General features: G+C 44.3%; 18 protein-coding genes. 14 read left to right on the top strand and 4 right to left on the bottom strand.

Annotated features, from left to right (window positions below; genetic code table 11):
* Positions 1–330, bottom strand: a 330-nt coding sequence (locus GZ63_RS18250; RefSeq protein ID WP_226374286.1) for a hypothetical protein, incomplete at its 3' end; no start/stop codon positions are given.
* Positions 331–466: 136 nt separating this feature from the next.
* On the opposite strand from GZ63_RS18250, the gene GZ63_RS16250 reads away from it, so the two are divergent.
* The 10 genes from GZ63_RS16250 to GZ63_RS0100965 all read left to right on the top strand — a co-directional run bounded on the left by GZ63_RS16250 (position 467) and on the right by GZ63_RS0100965 (position 9,426).
* Positions 467–1,420 carry a bile acid:sodium symporter family protein gene (locus tag GZ63_RS16250; protein ID WP_038220817.1) on the top strand — a complete coding sequence of 318 codons (954 nt, stop codon included), beginning with the start codon at positions 467–469 and terminating at the stop codon, positions 1,418–1,420.
* 107 nt (positions 1,421–1,527) lie between these two features.
* Positions 1,528–2,307, top strand: coding sequence for an IclR family transcriptional regulator (locus GZ63_RS0101005; protein WP_029265987.1), 780 nt, complete (start codon positions 1,528–1,530; stop codon positions 2,305–2,307).
* Entirely contained in the window at positions 2,304–3,320 is a 1,017-nt protein-coding gene (locus GZ63_RS0101000) for a DctP family TRAP transporter solute-binding subunit (RefSeq protein WP_029265985.1), read from the top strand. The genes GZ63_RS0101005 and GZ63_RS0101000 overlap by 4 nt, the downstream gene beginning before the upstream one ends.
* 62 nt (positions 3,321–3,382) lie before the next feature.
* Entirely contained in the window at positions 3,383–3,868 is a 486-nt protein-coding gene (locus tag GZ63_RS0100995) for a TRAP transporter small permease (protein ID WP_029265983.1), read from the top strand.
* Positions 3,865–5,205: a TRAP transporter large permease gene (locus tag GZ63_RS0100990; protein WP_029265981.1), complete on the top strand. Its 1,341-nt coding sequence runs from the start codon at positions 3,865–3,867 to the stop codon at positions 5,203–5,205. The genes GZ63_RS0100995 and GZ63_RS0100990 overlap by 4 nt, the downstream gene beginning before the upstream one ends.
* Before the next feature lie 18 nt (positions 5,206–5,223).
* Positions 5,224–5,997: an SDR family NAD(P)-dependent oxidoreductase gene (locus tag GZ63_RS0100985; protein ID WP_029265979.1), complete on the top strand. Its 774-nt coding sequence runs from the start codon at positions 5,224–5,226 to the stop codon at positions 5,995–5,997.
* Entirely contained in the window at positions 5,990–6,472 is a 483-nt protein-coding gene (locus GZ63_RS16245; protein WP_051681343.1) for a PPC domain-containing DNA-binding protein, read from the top strand. Before GZ63_RS0100985 ends, GZ63_RS16245 begins: the two co-directional genes overlap by 8 nt.
* A 16-nt stretch (positions 6,473–6,488) precedes the next feature.
* The gene (locus GZ63_RS0100975; protein WP_029265975.1) at positions 6,489–7,979 is read left to right on the top strand and encodes a class I adenylate-forming enzyme family protein; all 1,491 of its coding nucleotides are present in this window, start codon (positions 6,489–6,491) and stop codon (positions 7,977–7,979) included.
* Positions 7,976–9,112: a thiolase C-terminal domain-containing protein gene (locus GZ63_RS0100970; protein WP_029265974.1), complete on the top strand. Its 1,137-nt coding sequence runs from the start codon at positions 7,976–7,978 to the stop codon at positions 9,110–9,112. The genes GZ63_RS0100975 and GZ63_RS0100970 overlap by 4 nt, the downstream gene beginning before the upstream one ends.
* 2 nt (positions 9,113–9,114) lie before the next feature.
* Entirely contained in the window at positions 9,115–9,426 is a 312-nt protein-coding gene (locus GZ63_RS0100965; protein WP_051681342.1) for a Zn-ribbon domain-containing OB-fold protein, read from the top strand.
* 204 nt (positions 9,427–9,630) lie between these two features.
* Here GZ63_RS0100965 and GZ63_RS0100960 read toward each other — a convergent pair whose 3' ends face one another.
* The 3 genes from GZ63_RS0100960 to thpD form a co-directional block, all read right to left on the bottom strand.
* The gene (locus GZ63_RS0100960) at positions 9,631–10,008 is read right to left on the bottom strand and encodes a DnaJ family domain-containing protein (RefSeq protein ID WP_029265970.1); all 378 of its coding nucleotides are present in this window, start codon (positions 10,006–10,008) and stop codon (positions 9,631–9,633) included.
* A gap of 42 nt (positions 10,009–10,050) precedes the next feature.
* A complete protein-coding gene (locus GZ63_RS0100955; RefSeq protein ID WP_404814828.1) occupies positions 10,051–11,730 on the bottom strand; it encodes an ABC1 kinase family protein in 1,680 nt (559 codons plus the stop codon).
* A 408-nt stretch (positions 11,731–12,138) separates the two neighbouring features.
* On the bottom strand, positions 12,139–13,041 hold the full coding sequence (thpD, locus tag GZ63_RS0100950; RefSeq protein WP_029265966.1) for an ectoine hydroxylase: 903 nt from the start codon (positions 13,039–13,041) through the stop codon (positions 12,139–12,141).
* Between the two features lie 290 nt (positions 13,042–13,331).
* On the opposite strand from thpD, the gene GZ63_RS0100945 reads away from it, so the two are divergent.
* The 4 genes from GZ63_RS0100945 (at position 13,332) to GZ63_RS0100930 (ending at position 18,399) form a co-directional block, all read left to right on the top strand.
* On the top strand, positions 13,332–14,438 hold the full coding sequence (locus GZ63_RS0100945) for a CdaR family transcriptional regulator (RefSeq protein WP_029265965.1): 1,107 nt from the start codon (positions 13,332–13,334) through the stop codon (positions 14,436–14,438).
* A 109-nt stretch (positions 14,439–14,547) separates the two neighbouring features.
* Positions 14,548–15,948: a glycolate oxidase subunit GlcD gene (gene glcD / locus GZ63_RS0100940; protein WP_029265963.1), complete on the top strand. Its 1,401-nt coding sequence runs from the start codon at positions 14,548–14,550 to the stop codon at positions 15,946–15,948.
* Positions 15,945–17,321, top strand: a complete 1,377-nt coding sequence (locus GZ63_RS0100935) for a (Fe-S)-binding protein (RefSeq protein WP_051681341.1) — start codon at positions 15,945–15,947, stop codon at positions 17,319–17,321. Before glcD ends, GZ63_RS0100935 begins: the two co-directional genes overlap by 4 nt.
* Positions 17,322–17,739: 418 nt before the next feature.
* A complete protein-coding gene (locus GZ63_RS0100930) occupies positions 17,740–18,399 on the top strand; it encodes a LiaF transmembrane domain-containing protein (RefSeq protein ID WP_029265959.1) in 660 nt (219 codons plus the stop codon).
* The last annotated feature ends 422 nt before the right edge of the window (positions 18,400–18,821 follow it).

The raw sequence follows: 18,821 nt of genomic DNA, 5'->3' as shown, positions 1-18,821 counted from the left end.
GCTGAACTCGAGCGATAGAGGGCTGAAGTCGCGCGATGCAGGGCTAAACTCGAGCGATGCAGGGCTGAACTCGCGCGATACAGAGCTAAACTCGAGCGATACAGGGTTGAAGTCGCGCGATGCAGGGCTAAACTCGAGCGATGCAGAGCTGAAGTCGCGCGATACAGGGTTGAACTCGAGCGATAGAGGGTTGAACTCGCGCGATACAGTGTTGAACTCGAGCGATGCAGGGCTAAAGTCGAGCAATACAGGGCTAAACTCGAGCGATACAGGGCTAAACTCGAGCGATACAGGGCTAAACTCAAGCGATAGAGGGCTGAAATCGAGCAATACGGAGCTAAACTCGAGCGATAGAGCCCGGAACTGCACCCCGAATTTTTAAGGATTGATTAATTCCCAAATTTTTGACATTTTGTGTTACACTCGTCTGTATTATATCCATTGAAGCTTATTAGAGGTGTTAAGCATGCGTTTGAATGATCATATTTCAAAATTTCTTCCTTTATACATTGCCTTAGGAGCGGTGATTGCATATATGGTACCGGGGCCTTTTGCAGTGTTTGAGGGGAGTACGGATTTTTTGCTTGGGTTTGTGATATTTTTGGCGGGGCTTTCGATGGCGCTGGAGGATTTAGCCATTCTTAAAAAGTCATTCTTTATTATCAGTACGGGGCTGTTTTTGAAGTGGACGCTGACAGTAGCGCTTTCTGTTGTTTTGGCGGTCGTGTTTTTTTCCAATTTGCCTGAAATTGCGGATGGGCTGATTTTAACAGGGAGTGTACCGAGCGGGACGGCTGCGACATTGTATACGTTTTTGGCTGGCGGGAATGCTTCGCTGATCGTGGCGATGGGAATTTTGGATGTGTTTATCAGTCCTGTGCTGACGCCGGCAATCATGGATTTCTTTGCTAGTGGGAGTGTGGTGGTTTCCTTTTTTCCGCTTGCGAAAAAGATGTTTTTCATCGTCATTTTACCTATCGTGCTTGGAATGACCGCCCGCCATCTGTTTCAAAATGCGATTCATAAGATAACGGAGTACCGGAGATTTGCTTCTTCTTTTACGATCGTTTTTATTGTGGTGACCGTTGTTGCGAGTGTTTCGAGTCAGATGAAGCTTGGTGCTGGGCTATTGGTCGGCTTGACGATTGCTGTATTTGTGCAGGTGCTGCTGCCGATGCTCGCGGGTTATAAGATTGCCCTGCTTGCTGGAATCAAGCGGGAGAGTGCGATAGCGATTTTATTTGAGGTAGGCCTATGCAATTCGGCACTTGCTGCGATTTTGGCACTGGAGTTTTTTGGCGTAACGGCGGCGATACCGGCTGTGATCAATATGATTATCAATTTGTCGCTTGGTGCTTATTTTTCCAATTATCTAGGAAGGGAATCTGAGTTGTTATTAAAAAGGGAAGAAAGTTCATAAAAATTTTCTGAATCAATTGACAACCACAAATAAATAGACTAATCTATTTATTATTAAAACTTTAGTTTCATAAAGTAAAACTAGAAAAATGGGGGTGTGTGGCTTCGGTGGAATATGAGATTAAAAGTGTGACGAAGGTGTTTAAGGTGCTAGAGGCTTTGTCAGAGGAAGAGATAACACCCGCTGATCTAGCGGTGAAGCTGGATATGAATAAAAGTACACTCCACCGTTTCCTCGCAACATTAATGAGCCTTGGGTATATTGAAAAAAATGAAAACAATACCATTCGTCTTACACAATCTTTTATTAATCTTGGTGTGCATGCACAAAAACATGATGCGTTACATACGATTGCACGCCCTTACCTCGAACAATTGGCTCAGGACGTAGGAGAAAGTGTACTTCTTGCAGTCTTTGATGGTCAAGCAGTTCAGTATGTAGATAATATCGAAAGCACACATACCGTAAGAACGGTGTTTGATCCAGGAAAGCAAGCTCCGGCACACGCAGTGGCTTCGGGGAAACTTTTTTTATCAGCACTGGATGAACAGGATTTAGAAGTCTATTTACAAAGTCAGCAGCTCACCCGTATGACGGAAAATACGATTACCGATCAACAAAAATTGCTGGCTGAACTGAAAAGCATTAAAGAACAAGGTTATGCACTTGATCATGAGGAATATGAAGTTGGCTTAAGAGGATTTGCTTGTCCAATTAAAAATGATACAGGTAGTGTTATCGCTGCATTATGTATCGCCGGCATTGCACCTCGTATTACAAATAAGCAGCGCATTGCCTCAACAGTGCAAAAATTGTCGAAAGCTGCCGATAAGATTTCTTTGCAGCTTGGTTATCAGCAAAACAACGTGGGAGGAGATATACAATGAAAAAGTTTTTGGTAGGATTAATTTTTTTAATTTTAGCAACTTTTCTCGCTGCGTGTGGCAGTGACGATAAAGAAGCTAGTGGAGAAGGAGCAGGTGGCGACACGTATGAACTGGATATGTCTGTGACGACTGGTGAAGCGTCCACTTGGTTTAAAGCGGGTGAAAAATTGGCAGAAATTGTGGAGGAAAAGTCAGATGGACGCATCAAGATTTCAGTTTATGCGAATGAGCAGCTTTCTGGTGGAGACTCCGGAACGACGGTGCAGCAGGTGGCAAATGGTACACAGGACATGTCCTACAATTCAACCATTATTTACTCTGTGATGGATGAGCGTCTCGGTGTTCTTAGTGCTCCGTTTATATTCGATGATGTAGATACTGCCTTTGAGAAGCTTAACGGGGAAGGCGGAGAGATGATTAATGATATTTTGCGTGAAAATGGCGTAGAACCGTTAGGCTTTGGTCAAAATGGATTCCGTCAATTGACAAATAGTGTGAAGCCAATTAAAAAGCCGGAAGATTTAGATGGAATGAAAATAAGAATTCCTGGAATCAATATGTACACAGATTTATGGAAAGAGCTTGGAACTGACCCGTCTACGATGACGTTCTCGGAAGTGTTTACAGCATTGCAGCAAGGAACCATTGATGGGCAGGAAAACCCTGTTGATGTGATCCATTCTTCTCAATTAAATGAAGTACAGGATTATATGACGGCCTGGGATTATTCTTTTGACCCGATTGTACTAGGGATTAATAAAGAATTATTCGACGCGATGAGTGAGGAAGATCAAAAGTTACTACAGGATGCAGCAAAAGAAGCAAATGAATATCAAATTGAAGAAACACGTAAACTCGAGGAAAAACAGATGAAAGAGCTGAAAGAAAAAGGAATGGAAATTTACGAACTAAATGATAAAGAGAAGGAAGCATTCAAAGAAGCGTTAGAACCAGTGTATGACAAATATAAAAGCGTATGGGGCGAAGATTTGCTAAAGATGTTCAGAGAATAACAAGGAAGGGCGACGCTGACTTATGTTTAACAGCGTCGTCTCTTTATAAGGAGGGAGAATGAATGAGTAAGGCACTACTGTATGTTGAATATACGATTCTAGCATCAAGCATGGCAATCATGGCAATCATTACATTTGCAAACGTATTATCGCGCTTCTTTTTCGGGCTTTCTTTATCTTTTACGGAAGAAGTGACGATCAATTTATTCGTGCTGTTGACCTTTGTTGGAGCTTCCGTTGGAATTTATAAGGGAGCGCATTTAGGGTTTAATTTACTTTATGAAAAAGCGAACAATGTAAATAAAGTGATCAGCAGTATCTTTGTCGGCGCTGTGATTGCGTTTTTCTTTTTTGTTGTGGCATATCATGGGCTGGATATTGTTAGCGCTCAATGGGAACGGGGGCAAACAACACCTGCGCTAGGCTGGCCGCAGTGGGTATTTTCTTCTGCAGTTCCGTTTGGTGCTGTATTATGTATTATCCGCACTATTGAATCAACCGTTAAAAGCATCATCAGCATCAAGAATGAGAGCGTGAATGAATCATGACAGAACTTCTTTTATTTGGAACTTTTTTTATCCTCGTCTTACTTAATGTACCAATTGCCTTTGCGATTGGTGTATCAGGATTAATTATTCTTTATATGGACCGTGGCTTTGATGCGCTGGAATTAATCCCGAGTAATATGTATGCAAGCATTTCCTCATTCACGTTGCTTGCGATTCCATTTTTTGTCCTGGCTGGGGTGATTATGGAACATGCTGGTATTTCAAGGCGATTAATTGATTTTGCCAATGTTTGTGTTTCACACCGGAAAAACGGGATTGCGATTGTAACGATTATGACGGCGCTTTTTTTCGCAGCGATTTCCGGGTCTGGTCCTGCTACCGTTGCTGCGATTGGTGGTATATTGATCCCTGCTTTAGTAAAAAACGGATATCCGAAGCGCACAGCAGCTGGCCTTGTAGCAAGTTCCGGCTCGATTGGGATTGTTATTCCGCCAAGTATTGCGTTTATCGTCTTTGCTGTTATCGCTAGTGAAATGGTTCCGATAACGATCAGCAGAATGTTTATTGCTGGTATTATTCCCGGATTGCTTCTTGGATTAGCCTTTCTTGTTACTTGTTTTATTTTAATGCGAAAGAAGGACGCAGCAAAACAAGAGGTTGCTGCAGGTGCAGACAGTGAGAATGGGGATGTCCGCGCAGGGAAACCTTCCTTTAAAGAAGTAATAAAAGCTTCATATAGTGCGATTTGGGGATTGTTGATTCCGGTCATTATCCTTGGTGGAATTTACGGCGGAATTTTCACACCAACGGAAGCAGCGGTTGTTGCGGTGTTTTATGCGTTGTTTGTAGGCTTGTTTATATACAAGGAGTTGAATCTGAAAAGCTTGCCAAAAATATTCATTGATGCAGGGATTCAAACAGCGGTCATTATGATTATTGTCGGGGCAGCATCTTTCTTGTCTTATATCATTACAACGCAAGGGATGGCGCGCACGATTTCAGAAGCGGTGCTGGGAATGACAGATAGTAAAGTACTGATCTTATTAATGGTTGTCGTCATTTTGTTGATTGTCGGTGCATTTATTGATGCGATTTCTGCTTTTTATTTATTTGTACCTATCTTCATGCCAATAATGATGGAAATTAATGTTGATCCAACAACATTTGGTGTCGTGATGACGGTAAGTTTGGCGATCGGGCTCTTTACACCGCCAGTAGGCCTGAATTTATACGTGGCGAGCGGGATTTCCGGTCTATCCTTGAAGCAATTAACTGCCGGAACCGTACCATTTCTAATCGCATCCATTGCTGTTCTGATTTTGCTTACATTTATCCCCGCATTATCGAACTGGCTGCCGGATGTGCTGAATATGTAAAACAATGGAGGGAAGGAAATGGGGGAAAAACTGGAGCATAAAACAGCGATTATAACTGGAAGTGCGCAAGGCATCGGAGCTGCGACAGCAAAGGCGCTTGCAAAAGAAGGCGCACGTATTGTCCTCGTTGATATGCAAGCGTGCGAAACAACGAAAAGAGAAATCCAGGAAATAAATCCGGAAACGGAAGTGCTCATTTTTAATATAGATATAAAAGAGCGAGAAAATGTAGAAAGCGTTGTTCGGGAAACGGCAGAAGCATTTGGTAGTGTGGACGTGCTGGTGAACAATGCCGGAACATGCAGCAGATTGGATTTGAAGCATATGACGGATGCGATGTGGTTTCGAGATATTGAAACCAATTTGCGCGGTACTTTTTTATTTTGCCAGTCCGTCATTTATCCCTATATGGAAAAACAAGGAAGCGGGAAGATCATTAATATTAGTTCCATTTCCGGTATCATGGGCGGTCCGATCTCAGGTGCAAAAGGAGAAGATGGGCAAAGCGGGCGCTCAGGCCCAGCATATGCTGCATCAAAAGGCGGTGTGATTGCATTAACGAAACGGATTGCAAAAGAAGTCGGGGAGCTTGGCATCCATTGTAATTGTGTTGCTCCGGGCCCTGTTGAGACAGCAATTACCAAAGGGATGAATTACAAACTTGATCAGCCCATCAAGCGAATGGGGACACCGGAAGATATTGCAGAAGCGGTTGTTTATCTTGCTGGGTCAGGCTCTGATTACGTAACAGGGGAAGTGCTTAAAGTATGTGGGGGTGCTGCGATTGGATAAATCCTTGAAGCGAAAATCCCATTCTTATAAAGCAGAAGCAGGATTTTCTGTTTTTGGATCACTTGCTCAAGGTGTTGATTTAATGGAAGGTATTTTAGAAGAATGCGAGAAACATGGGATTCGATCGGGGAAGGTGACCTGTATTGGCTCCCTGAAAAAGGTTGGCTATGTTCTTTTTGAAACGGGAGAGGACGGGATGCCAACCGGTTACGGGAAGGAAATGGAGATTCCGCGTATTGTAGAAATGATTCAATGTACAGGATTTATATGTGAAGACGAAAATGGGGAGCTTGATTTGCATTTGCATGGGATCGTGATTGAAGAAAGCGGAAAAATAAGCGCCGGTCATTTTCTGCGCGGGAAAAATCCGACATTGATCACTGTTGAATTTCAGATTGCTTCCGCCGGTGAAGTAAGAGCAACACGCACCTACGATGAAGATTTAGGATTTAAAGTCATTAACTTTTCTAAGTAATGGAGGTTGATTTGCGTTGGAAACATTAGGAAAACTAGCGAAAAAGACGTTCGTTCAGCATCGCGCGAGACCTGCAGTAAAAGATGTAAGAGGGACAATGACGTTTGATCAGTTAAGAAAAGAAGCTTGCCAGCTGGGACATGCCTTACTGGAAGCGGGGCTTGAAAAGGGGGACCGTGTCGCCCTATTAATGTCAAACCGGAAAGAACATGTTGTATTTGATATGGCGATCGCATTAACTGGTCTCATCAAAGTTCCAATCAATTACCGGTTGCATCCAAAAGAGCTCACGTACATCGTAAAAAACGCTGAAGCTAGCATTCTCTTTGGAGAAGGAGATCTAATTGAAACAATCGATCTTCCCATTCAAAAAATAGATATAGATAAAGCATATCCTGATTTTATCAGTGGGAAACGGGAAAGTTTTCCGGAAGTAGAAGTGGGCGAAGATGATGTTTTTGCGCTCATGTATACTTCCGGAACAACGGGAAATCCAAAAGGAGCGATGCTGACACATCGAAATATGCTAGCTGGTGCCCTTTCGCTAAACATGGTATGTGAAATTACATACGGGGATACGATCGGACATGTTGCGCCACTGACACATGGAAGTAATTTTCTGTCTCAGTGTGCGCTATTCTTTGGCTTGAAGCAAGTTATCTTCAACAATTTCGATCCAGAGCAGTTTTTAGATGATATACACAGGGAAAATATCTCGATCATTTTTATGGTACCGACACTTGTTAATTTAATGATCCATGCAAAAAACTTTGATCCAGAGAAACTGCAAAGCATTAAATCCATTAATATGGCAGGTGCCCCGATGGCTGTTGAAAAAATTAAAAAAGCACTGGGCATTCTCGGGCCGAAGCTTGCTGAAACATATGGGCTTGTGGAAGCGCCAATGGTCATAACGATGATGCCGAAAAAGAAACTTTCAGAGCGGCTTGATTCATGTGGTGCAATCGGTCCGTTTGTCGATGTGAAAATTGTTGATGAAAACGGCCGGGAAGTAGCTACAGGGGAGATTGGAGAGATCGCCTGTAAAGGTTCTCTCGTTATGAAAGGATACTGGAGAAATGAAAAAGCGACAAATGAATCGATCAAGGACGGTTGGTTCCACACAGGTGATATAGGCTGGCGTGATGAACAAGGCTACGTCCGGTTAATTGATAGGGCGAAAGATACGATCATCACTGGTGGACTCAATGTTTATCCGCGTGAGGTGGAAGAGGTATTGAATCAGCATCCGGCCGTAAAAGAAACCTGTGTATTCGGTGTTCCGGATGAAAAGTGGGGCGAGTCCATCCGTGCACATATCGTCCTCACTGATCCATCTTTATATGTAGAAAAAGATGAGCTTATTGCGTTATGCAAGGAACATCTCGCAAGCTATAAAAAACCGCGCTTTATTGAAATCGTCGAAGAACTGCCAAAAAGCAGTTACGGGAAGATTTTGCGGAAAGCCTTAAGAGAAAAATTTAAGCGACAGGAGATGAAAGAATGAGCAGCGTATCTGTCATTGGAAGAGGGATTACCTCCTTTGGAAAAAAAGAAGCGTCTATTAAATCGATGTTAATTCAAGCATGTAAAGCAGCGTTGCTAGAGGCAGGTAGACCGAGAATTGATGCAGTGTTTGTTGGAAATTTCGGATCCGGAACGCTCGCTAATCAAGAAATACTGGGATCCATGTTGACGAATGAATTGGGGCTTGGCAATGCACCATCCATGAAAGTGGAAGGTGCCTGTGCATCAGGCGGACTCGCATTTCGTCAGGGGTACCAACTCGTGAAAGCGGGCGAATATGACACTGTTCTCGTAGCTGGAGCAGAAAAAATGACCGGATCAGATACAGCGACGATTACTAACGCAATTAATCTCGCGATGGATAATGATTCAAGTGAAGGCGCATCAGGCCTAACATTTCCCGGGTTTTTCGGCGTCCTAGCAAACCGATATATGCATGAATACGGTGCAGAAAAAAAGCATCTCGCCATGGTCGCCTTAAAAAACAGAACATATGCGATGAATAATCCAATTGCCCAGTTCCGTAAAGAAATAAGCATGGAAGAGATCATGCATGCACGTCCTGTCACAGAGCCGCTTGGACTTTTTGATTGTTCACCAATCACAGACGGTGCTGCAGCAGTCGTCATTCAAAAAGGAGAGGGCGGCGTTGAAGTCTTAGCTTCTGGTCAAGCATCCGGGACGCCACTCATGCAAGAAGCGAAAGATCTGCTTCATATCCCGGCAACCTATGAGTCAGGAAAAAGAGCATATGAAGCAGCAGGACTAGGACCGACAGACATCGATGTGGTGGAACTACATGATTGCTTTTCCATGACAGAAATTATCGCAATAGAGGAACTAGGACTTTTTGAAAAAGGAAAAGGATGGGAAGCCGTGGAAGCAGGTAAAACGAAGCATGGCGGAATGGTTCCAGTGAATACGAGCGGTGGCTTATTGTCAAAAGGCCATCCCATCGGCGCAACCGGCATCGCGCAAATCATCCAGATCGTTGATCAGCTCAGGGGAAATGCGGTCAATCAAGTAGATAATGCCCGTATTGGCCTCGCGCAAAATCTTGGGGGAACCGGCGCTTATTCCATCGTCCATCTTTTCCGGAAACGAGGTGCGTAGCGATGCAAATGACAGCAAAATATTGCAGCAACTGTGATCATATCCTGCATGCAGATAAATACCACTGCCCGATCTGCTATACCGATGAGTTGGAATTAATGGAGCTAAGCGGATATGGCGAAGTTTATTCGTATACTAAAATCCATGCCGCTCCCAAATCCCTTGCACATCTAGCACCCTATTTTATCATCCTTGTTGATCTAGCGGAGGGCTTGCGTGTCACAGCAAGGTATCAAGGTGAGGATCTTGAGATCGGAAAAAGGGTACAGCTAAAGGAAGTAGACGGCCGAGCTTATGTATTTGGGGATGTGTAGTAGTGTTTCGATTGATGTGTAGGGTAGGGATATTTTTTCGCTTACTGGACGGGGTGCACATGGTCGAGGTACATAGCAATAATCATGAGCCATAGCGCAACTCGCGCAACGCGGTCAGAAGGTCGAGCGACAGAAGAAGCAACTCGCGCGATAACAAGCAAGTTCAGAAGGCTGGTTTTCTGCTTTAGCAGAAAACCTTCCGTATTAACTACCTTTCCTCATTCTTTTGCCAGGAAACAGTTTGCGGTATATTTTATGAGCATAGCTGGTGAATTTTTTATTTTTATGCAGTTTTCGTTCATGCACAAATTGATCCAATTTGTGCTGATCGCGGGCTATCGGTTGGCCTTCTTTTCCGGTGGCAGTGGTAATGAGGTCATTGATGGTTAGCCGCTCTTTATTTTTGTCGGTGTTCTCTGAAAGATATCCGGCATTTTTTAGCAATTTATATCCCATTCGGAGTTCCGGAGACAACCCCTGTAATTCATCTCGTAGATCCAGTGGTTTTCCTTTTCCGGGTAAATTTTCAAAATCCCCATTGTCGATTGATTCCTGAATACGCTCTTCAACAAACTGGTACATGTATGTTCACTCCTTTTGCTGATTTCGATCATCTCTTGCACTCTAAAATCGCCCAGACCGAAAGATGGAAAAAAGTAGCCAAAGAAACATGAGTAACGCTACGACAAATCCGATTTCGATTGCCGGGATGTCCCATAAGATTGAGGATTGCCCGCCTAACGCTGAACCAATAATCAATCCAACCATAATAATGCTGAAGGAAAGCAGAACAATGCTGAATGAAATTCGGTTACTGATTCGGTCCAGTTTATTTAAGAAATTCTCCGCTTTGGAAAATGATAATTCAATCGGTAGCTTTCTCTGCTTAATCATTGTTTTCAAATCACGGATCGTTTCCGGAACATCAGCCAACGTCTCGCTGACTTCGCTCCATTCATTCACTACGTTTTCCGCGATGTTTTTCGGACGGAAACGCTCGAAAAGCAATTGGCGTCCAAATGGTTCGGCTAGTTTGATGATACTTATTTCTGGATCCAGCTTTACAACCATACTCTCCAGCGTTGCCAATGTTTTTCCGAGTAATGTTAAGTCTGCTGGGATATGAATTTGATGCTTGTGGGAAACTTGAAGTAGATCGTCTACAGCTGAACCGATACTTACTTGGCGTAAAGGAACATCATAATATTTTTCCCTCAAGTCGTCAATATCCGCTCTTAATTGCTCCATATTCACGTCGTCAGGAACCATTCCCATTCGGGTAATTGCCTTGATCACGCCTTCCGTATGTTGTCGCATCATCGAAATGACTAACGTCGAAAAGTTCTTTTTCATATCACGTGTAAGCCGTCCCATCATGCCAAAGTCCATGAGAACAACCTTTTCCCCTGGTAATGCGGAAATATTCCCTGGATGTGGATCCCCATGGAAAAATCCCTCGATAAAAATTTGATGAAATATGGCATTTGTGATCCGTTTTGCTAAAATCTTTGTATCATAGCCAGCTTGCTGAAGTTGATCCATCTGGTTTAGTTTTGTTCCAGCAACATATTCCATTATTAAAACATTTCTTGTGGTATAGTCCCAATAAATAGTTGGAATATGAATGTTCGGATCATCTGTAAATTGTTTGGCAATTCGGTCCGCATTCCTTCCTTCTACTGTATAATCCAGTTCATGGAGGAGAGCTTTCGCAAATTCATCAACCATATTCTCTATCTGATACCTCTTTGCCCATTCCAACCGATGTTCTGCCATAACTGCTAGTTGCTTAAGAATTTCTAAATCCGTTTTAATGTTCTTTTTAATATTCGGTCGCTGCACCTTCACTGCAACCGCTTCTCCCGTCTGTAACACCGCATAATGCACCTGTCCGATCGAAGCAGCACCAAGCGGTTCATCATGAAATTGACTAAAAATTTGTTCGATCGGCATCTTTAGTTCCTTCTCGATAACTTCTTTCATTTCTTTCGCTTCATTCGCAGGGACTTGATCCTGGAGTTTTTCCAATTCTTGAATGATATGATCTGGTATCAAATCAGAACGGGTACTTGCAAATTGTCCTAACTTCACAAACGTCGGACCCAGCTCCTCTAAAAACAGTCGGATCCGCTCGCCGATCGTCTTTGCGTGATGTTTCTGGCTCCGTTTTACACTGAAACGTCTTGGCAGGGGAATCAACTCATGTAGCCCAAGCTCCCTCACCATATACCCAAATCCATTTTTAGAAAAAGCAACAGCTATCTCCCTGTAGCGCTTCAAATGGCGAAAACTCTTTTCAAAAATAGAAACCCCTCCTTCACTGCCAGCTTGATAAAAAAATCCTTCGAATAGGGATGTATTTCATTTCCTCTGGTTATCTATTATTTTACTGTTCCCTTCTTGTTCATGCAAAGGAATGTGGCTTACGAACAAATTGAGGGGGGATTCGAGCGATAATGTGTTGTGCTCGAGCGACAGAGGAGGAAAGTCGAGCGACAGAGGGGAAGACTCGCGCCATAAGGCAAGAGAGTCGCGCGTTAGCGGGCTAGAGTAGCGCGACGTGCATCTGCTTTGAGTGGTCTCGACGCAGGGAGGAGGTTGGTTTTCTGCTGAGGCAGAAAACTTTCTGGAAAAAAACTGGCCCAGAAGAGGTGCTCTCTTCTGGGCCAGTTTGTGATTGCTGTAGGAAAGTTTCCCGGATAGTTTATGGTTTTATTTTGCGCTGGTTAAAGTACGGATGCCTTCGCGCACAGCGATGTATTCAGGACGTGGTTTGCTTCCTGAGAATGGTTCGACCAGTGCATTTTCCACGCTATTGTATACCATAAATAGATTGTTGCGCGGGTATGGTGTCATGTTGCTGGTTGAACCATGCATGGTATTACTTTCAAATAAGGTGATCGATCCTGCTTTTCCGGTTGGTACGGAGATTCCCCCGCCTTGTTCAGTAAGCCAGCGCAGGCTGTCTTCATCTGGCACACCGAATTTCTGCTTTTTCAATGATTCTTTATAGTTATCCTCTGGTGTCGCGCCTACACAACTAACATAGTAGTTTTGGGATCCCGGTATCAACATTAAGGGTCCGTTAAAAGTGTAATTGTCCGATAGAGCAATGGACAAGCTGACTGCTCTCATCCGTGGCATGCCGTCTTCTGTATGCCATGTTTCAAAGTCCGAATGCCAGTCGAATTCTTTTCCTTTAAACCCTGGCTTATAGTTGATGCGGGATTGATGAATGTAGACATCGCTGCCCAGCAGGTGATTGACAATATCCATAATGCGTTGGTCATATGCTACTTCTTTAAAATAATTGTCATCGTTATGAACGTGGAAAATGGAACGGATGTCCTCACTTTCCGGTTCGCGTATTACTTTGTCTGATGTTACATCCCGATTGGCGTCCTGTAATTCAAAAATGGCCTTCTGCATGTTGACGACTTCTTCTTTTGAGAAGAAATTTTCGATTTGCAAAAACCCATTTTTTTCGTATGAATCAAGTTGTTCTTTTGATAGAGGAGCTTGATCATCTTGTGATCGCTCTGTATGAATTACCGGATCCTTCCGATCTAAAATTTCCGGTTGGTCATTTTTTCTTGAAGGATAAAGGTCTTTCACTCAAAAACACTCCTTAACAAATATTTACTTTATTCATTTCCGTATTTTCTTTGTATTCCTCGTAGTGAAGTAGAGGGAAAACTTTCCTACACAACTTCACTATAACATAGATTGAATGGAATCAACACGAAAGTAACCTAATATTAGGAAAACTCCTTTATCGACATTTTTTTAACACGTGTATGCGCACCGGGAGAAGCTGCATCTTGCATAGAAGAATGTCAGCCACGCTCAACCATTTCTAAACGTCCCATTTCGTCTTATAATAATAGAAGAAAGGGGTGGGGGATTTGCGATTGTTGCCGGAACTTGCGAGTAAGATTATTGATGAGGTGCAGACGATTATTGATGAGGATTTGATTATCGTCAATGAAAATGGAAACATCATTGCTTCTACGGATAAGGACCGAGTTGGGAGTTTTCATGAAGGCGCGAAGATGGTGATGCAGACGGAGCGGAAATATGATATTACAACGGAAAAGGCGGCGGTTTTAAAAGGGGTAAAGCCCGGGATTAATTTGCCTATCTTTTTTGAGGGGAAAGTGATCGGGGTGATTGGGATCACGGGGATTCCAAGTCATGTGGAGCCTTATGCGGATTTGCTAAGGAAGATGACGGAATTGATGATTAAAGAAGCCTATCATATAGAACAAAAGGAATGGGAGATGCGCGGGCTTGAGGCATTTTTCCAGGAATGGCTTTACGCGAAAGAGGTGGATGATGCATTTATCCGGCGTGGGCAGATGCTGGGCATTTCGCTAGGAAGTCCTTATTTATGTGCATTCCTGCAAATGGATATGAAGCCATCTATCGATCATCAGCAGCGCATGCAGTCAGAGGTGATGGACTTACTCAAGCGACGCCTGTCCAGTGATTATATGATCCGCTGGGGAAATGGAAGGTTTCTTTTATTAAAAAATCAGCGGAATAAGAATTCCAAAAACTTTTTACATATGACGTTAAAAAAGTGGAAGGCGTATGTGGAGGAAAATTATCCGATCTATCTTTCGATTGGGATGAGCAAGTCGACGGTGACGTATCAGCTCGATGAGGCCTACCGGGAGGCGGTGAAGGCTACGAAAGTGGCACGAGCAAAGGGTGACATTATTTTTTATGATGATTTATTGATGGATTTGATTGTAGAAGAAATTGATCCTGAAACGAGGCGGGAGTTTATCCACCGGGTTTTAGGCGGGATCGAAGCGGAAAAGGAATTGCTCGCAACATTGAAATGTTATTTTAACCATCGCCAGTCCATCAAAGATACGGCAAGTGTGATGCACATCCATACGAATACACTCCATTACAGGCTGCGACAGATAAAAGAAATGACCGACGTCGATCCAAAAGAAGCGGAAGGCATTGCTTTATTTTACCTGGCGCTTCAGATGTGTTGATACAACCAAAAAAGATACAGTAAAACGCTTGATTATTGTGTGATTGCATATATATTTGCTCGGGTCTTTTCTATTAAAATAGGAAAAAAGGGATCAGAGGAGAATGTCTATGCTTCAGGAAAATATCATACGTCGCTTGGAATCGATGGTGGGAGAAGAAAATGTAGAGAACAGCAATGCTAGTTTGCTAGCGTATTCCTATGATTCGACGCCACAGTTTCAAGCGATGCCAGATGCGGTGGTCTCACCCCGGAATACGGAAGAAGTCGCAGCAGTGGTTCGTTTGTGCAATGAGGAAAAGATTCCGATTGTGCCACGCGGATCAGGAACGAATTTATGCGGTGGTACGGCGCCACTGGAAGGTGGGATTGTGCTTCTGTTTAAACAGATGAGCAAGATCCTCGAAATCGATGAGGAAAACTTAACAATGACGGTGCAGCCAGGTGTTTATACACAAGATGTACATAAGGCGGCAGAGGAAGTGGGATTGTTTTACCCACCTGACCCCGGCTCCATGCATATTTCGCAAATTGGCGGAAATATTAGTGAAAATTCAGGCGGCCTGCGCGGTCTGAAGTATGGCGTAACAAGGGATTATGTGCTCGGACTGGAAATTGTCCTGCCGAGTGGCGAGATCATTCGCACTGGCGGAAAGCTGGCGAAAGACGTGGCCGGTTATGACTTAACACGGCTTTATGTCGGTGCGGAAGGGACGCTTGGCGTGGTGACGGAGGCTACGTTGAAACTAATTCCAATGCCGGAGATGAAAAAAACGATGCTTGCGCTTTATCATGATATCGAAGCGGCGGCTGAAACGGTATCGGCCATGATCACGAACCGGATTATTCCGGCGACACTGGAATTTTTAGACCAGGCTACAGTCAAAGTCGTGGAAGATTTTGCGAAAATTGGACTCCCGACAGATGCCAAGGCGGTACTCCTTATTGAGCAGGACGGAGCACCCGAGATCGTGGAACGGGACGTGGAAAAAATCGAAACGTTATGCAGGGAAAATGGCGCATTTGAGGTGACGGTGGCTGCGACCGAAGTGGAGGCAGAAGCACTCACGACCGCAAGAAGGGCGGCGTTATCCGCATTATCGAGACTCAGGCCGACAACGATCTTAGAAGATGCGACGGTACCAAGGTCGGAGATCGCCCCGATGGTCAAGGCGATTCGTGAAATTGCGGAAAAATATGAGTTGAACATTTGTACGTTTGGCCATGCAGGTGACGGAAACCTACATCCAACCTGTTTGACTGATATTCGCGATAAAGAGGAAATTGCGCTCGTTGAACAAGCGTTTGATGAAATTTTCAAGAAAGCGGTGGAACTTGGCGGTACCATCACAGGGGAACATGGTGTCGGCGCGATGAAACTACCGTACTTGCACTTAAAAGCAGGGGAAGCTGGGATTGAAGCAATGCGGAGTATTAAGCAGGCACTGGATCCAAATAACATCATGAATCCAGAGAAGATTTTTACCAAAAGCGTGGTGATTGACAAATGATGGACGCAAAGGAAAAAGAGCGGATTCAAAATAATTTTAAGGAAAAAATGGACTATGAGGAAATCTTGAATTGTACGCGCTGCGGCTTTTGCCTCCCAAGCTGTCCAACGTATATCGAAACCGGTAAAGATGAGGTGCACTCCCCGAGAGGCAGAATCGCGCTTATGAAGGGACTCGTGGACGGAGACATTGAACCGAGTGAAGAAGTGAAACGGTCCATTGATCTTTGCCTGGGCTGCCGGGCTTGTGAAACGGCCTGCCCGTCCGGCGTGAATTTTGGGCATTTGCTGGAACAGGCAAGAGATGCGATTTACCAAACAAATGAAAAATCACTGCCAGAGAAAGTGGTGCGGAATGTAGCCTTTCATCACCTTTTTCCACATCAAAACCGTATGATCGGATTAACCGGGCTGCTTGGTATGTACCAGCGCTCCGGACTGCAGCGCGTTGCACGATCCATTGGCGTGATGAACCTTTTCCCGGAAACAATGCGGACGATGGAAAAGGTGCTACCGGAAGTGCCAAAGAAAAAAGAAATGAAACAGCGTCCACGCCATTATGCACCGCTGAAGAAGCAAACGAAAAAGGTCGCCTTTTTCTCCGGGTGCCTAATGGACACCGTTTTTAAAACGACGAATGATGCCACAACAAAACTACTCCAGTACGCTGGATGCGAAATTGTTGTTCCGGAATTGCAAGGGTGCTGCGGCGCACTCCACGGCCATAGCGGCGAAAGAGAGCAAGCAAAAGAAATGGCAAAACGCAACATCGCAGCATTTGAAGACGCTGGGGTCGATTATATCATCACAAATGCAGGTGGGTGCGGTGCGTTTCTCGTGGATTACGGTTATTTATTAAAAGATGATCCAGTGTGGCAAGAGCGTGCTGCAGCGTTCGCGGCGAAAATCAAGGATGTTACAAGCATTTTAGTAGCGCTTGATTTTCATAACATGCCACTGCAATTGGATGAGCAAATAGTCACCTATCAGGATTCCTGTCATTTGAAAAACGGACAAAAAACGTTCATGGAACCGCGCCAGCTGCTGGAATCGATTGAAGGTGTAACGTACGTCGAAATGCATGATGCGAGCAGGTGCTGCGGTTCCGCGGGGATTTACAATATCGTCGAATCGGAAATGGCGATGCAAATACTAGATCATAAGATGGAACAAGCGAAGAAAACAAACGCGAAAACCATTGTTACCGCCAACCCCGGATGCTTGCTGCAAATGAAACTTGGCATCGAGCGGGAAGGACTCGCAGATGAAATGGAAGCTGTCCATATTGTGGATTTATTACTCCGTGCGTATGAAGGCGGAAGGGAAAAGATGCGTTTTGAAGAAATGGACAGTGGCGGGCATGCTGGAGCATGAGCGATCTCCCGCCGCATGTTGAAACTTGTTTGATCGGAAAGCGTGCTTCATTGTAGGGTGTGACAGGCCACCCTACAATGGAGCGCTTTTTTTATGGTGATTGATGGAAACTCTTATGCGGTGAGCGCTGCATTCTGGCGGTGAATGCCGAATCATTGGAGCGAGCGTTGAATCTTTGGCGGAGAGCGCTGCATACCGCTCGGTAATCGCTGATACCAGATCGGACGAAAAACCATTGTAGCTCAAACAAACATTTCTACCACTCGTACGGCGGAAACTGCCACTTGCTCCAATTCAGGTTAGGAGTGGCGTAGCATGTGCTAACATATTTGTTAGAAAATTGTACAAATTTCATGTCTGCTACAGTATACTATAAAGTGTAGGGTCATTTATCCGTAAAAAAAGAGGGGGATATGAGATGTCTAGTAAATCTTGGGTTGGCCTGGTCCTACTTGTATTTGGTTTTGGGTATTTATTACAACAGGCAGATGTATGGGATTTTTCGGAAATAGTATCGACATGGTGGCCGCTGGTTTTGATCATCATTGGGGTCGTTCAGCTATTAAGCCGTTCGATAGCACCTTTTTCAGGGATCCTGTTTATTGCAATTGGTGGACTATTTCTCATCAATGAGCTGGTAGATGTTCATTTGGCTGCCTATATTTGGCCGCTGATCTTAATCATTGTCGGATTAACGTTTATTTTTTCAAGGGCAAAGCGTGACACACCACTTGATTCAAAGCGATCGATTCGTGTTTTTACACTATTTTCCGGTGCTGATGTCCGGAGTCAGTCGAAAGCTTTTGAAGGTGGAAATGTTACCTCGATCTTTGGCGGAGCGGAAATTGATTTGCGTGACGCTGTTCTTTCAGAAAAGGGCGCTTCCCTTGAGGTGACAACATTGTTTGGCGGCGCATCGATTCGTGTTCCAGAAAATGTACGCGTGGAAATTACCGGTATCCCGCTTTTTGGCGGATGGGAAGACAAAACCCGGAGATATGCAAGTGACAATGAGGATCTCCCGGTATTGAAAATGCATTGTCTTGCTGCTTTTGGCGGCGTGGAGATTCATAATTGAGCTCGTGGGAATAGGGGTAGGGAAATTTAAACAATATAAAAAAGCGGTTATCTATGTTGGGACAGTACGTTTGTCTCGTCGTGCTTACTCAGCAAGGAGGTTGGTTTTCTGCTGGGGCAGAAAACCTTCCATTATGAACAGCTTGTAAGCGGGAGGTCGCGCGATAATCGAGTGAAGTCGAGCGATAAAGAGAGAAAGTCGCGCAGTAGCATCGCAAACGCGCGCGACAATCCTTCAAACCCGAGCAACAGCCACATAAAGTTGAGCAATAACGCCTAAAACTCGCGCAAGGACTGCCTTGCTTTTACATCAATGCTTACTCAGCAAGGAGGTGGTTGGTTTTCTGCCCCAGCAGAAAACCTTCCATATAAAAAGCTTCTAAGCGGGAGGTCGCGCAATAATCGAGTGAAGTCGAGCGATAA

Source organism: Virgibacillus alimentarius, from assembly GCF_000709085.1.
GTDB classification, from domain to species: domain Bacteria; phylum Bacillota; class Bacilli; order Bacillales; family Amphibacillaceae; genus Virgibacillus_B; species Virgibacillus_B alimentarius.
Note: the sequence above shows the minus strand (reverse complement) of the source record. Positions and strands in the feature narration are given on the sequence as shown.

What these genes read in the sequence shown, in the direction of transcription:
- GZ63_RS16250 (WP_038220817.1), top strand. Translation starts at nt 467, where the DNA reads ATGCGTTTGAATGATCATATTTCAAAATTTCTTCCTTTATACATTGCC.
- GZ63_RS0101000 (WP_029265985.1), top strand. Translation starts at nt 2,304, where the DNA reads ATGAAAAAGTTTTTGGTAGGATTAATTTTTTTAATTTTAGCAACTTTT.
- GZ63_RS0100995 (WP_029265983.1), top strand. Translation starts at nt 3,383, where the DNA reads ATGAGTAAGGCACTACTGTATGTTGAATATACGATTCTAGCATCAAGC.
- GZ63_RS0100990 (WP_029265981.1), top strand. Translation starts at nt 3,865, where the DNA reads ATGACAGAACTTCTTTTATTTGGAACTTTTTTTATCCTCGTCTTACTT.
- GZ63_RS0100985 (WP_029265979.1), top strand. Translation starts at nt 5,224, where the DNA reads ATGGGGGAAAAACTGGAGCATAAAACAGCGATTATAACTGGAAGTGCG.
- GZ63_RS0100970 (WP_029265974.1), top strand. Translation starts at nt 7,976, where the DNA reads ATGAGCAGCGTATCTGTCATTGGAAGAGGGATTACCTCCTTTGGAAAA.
- GZ63_RS0100965 (WP_051681342.1), top strand. Translation starts at nt 9,115, where the DNA reads ATGCAAATGACAGCAAAATATTGCAGCAACTGTGATCATATCCTGCAT.
- GZ63_RS0100960 (WP_029265970.1), bottom strand. Translation starts at nt 10,008, where the DNA reads ATGTACCAGTTTGTTGAAGAGCGTATTCAGGAATCAATCGACAATGGG.
- glcD (WP_029265963.1), top strand. Translation starts at nt 14,548, where the DNA reads ATGCTTCAGGAAAATATCATACGTCGCTTGGAATCGATGGTGGGAGAA.
- GZ63_RS0100935 (WP_051681341.1), top strand. Translation starts at nt 15,945, where the DNA reads ATGATGGACGCAAAGGAAAAAGAGCGGATTCAAAATAATTTTAAGGAA.
- GZ63_RS0100930 (WP_029265959.1), top strand. Translation starts at nt 17,740, where the DNA reads ATGTCTAGTAAATCTTGGGTTGGCCTGGTCCTACTTGTATTTGGTTTT.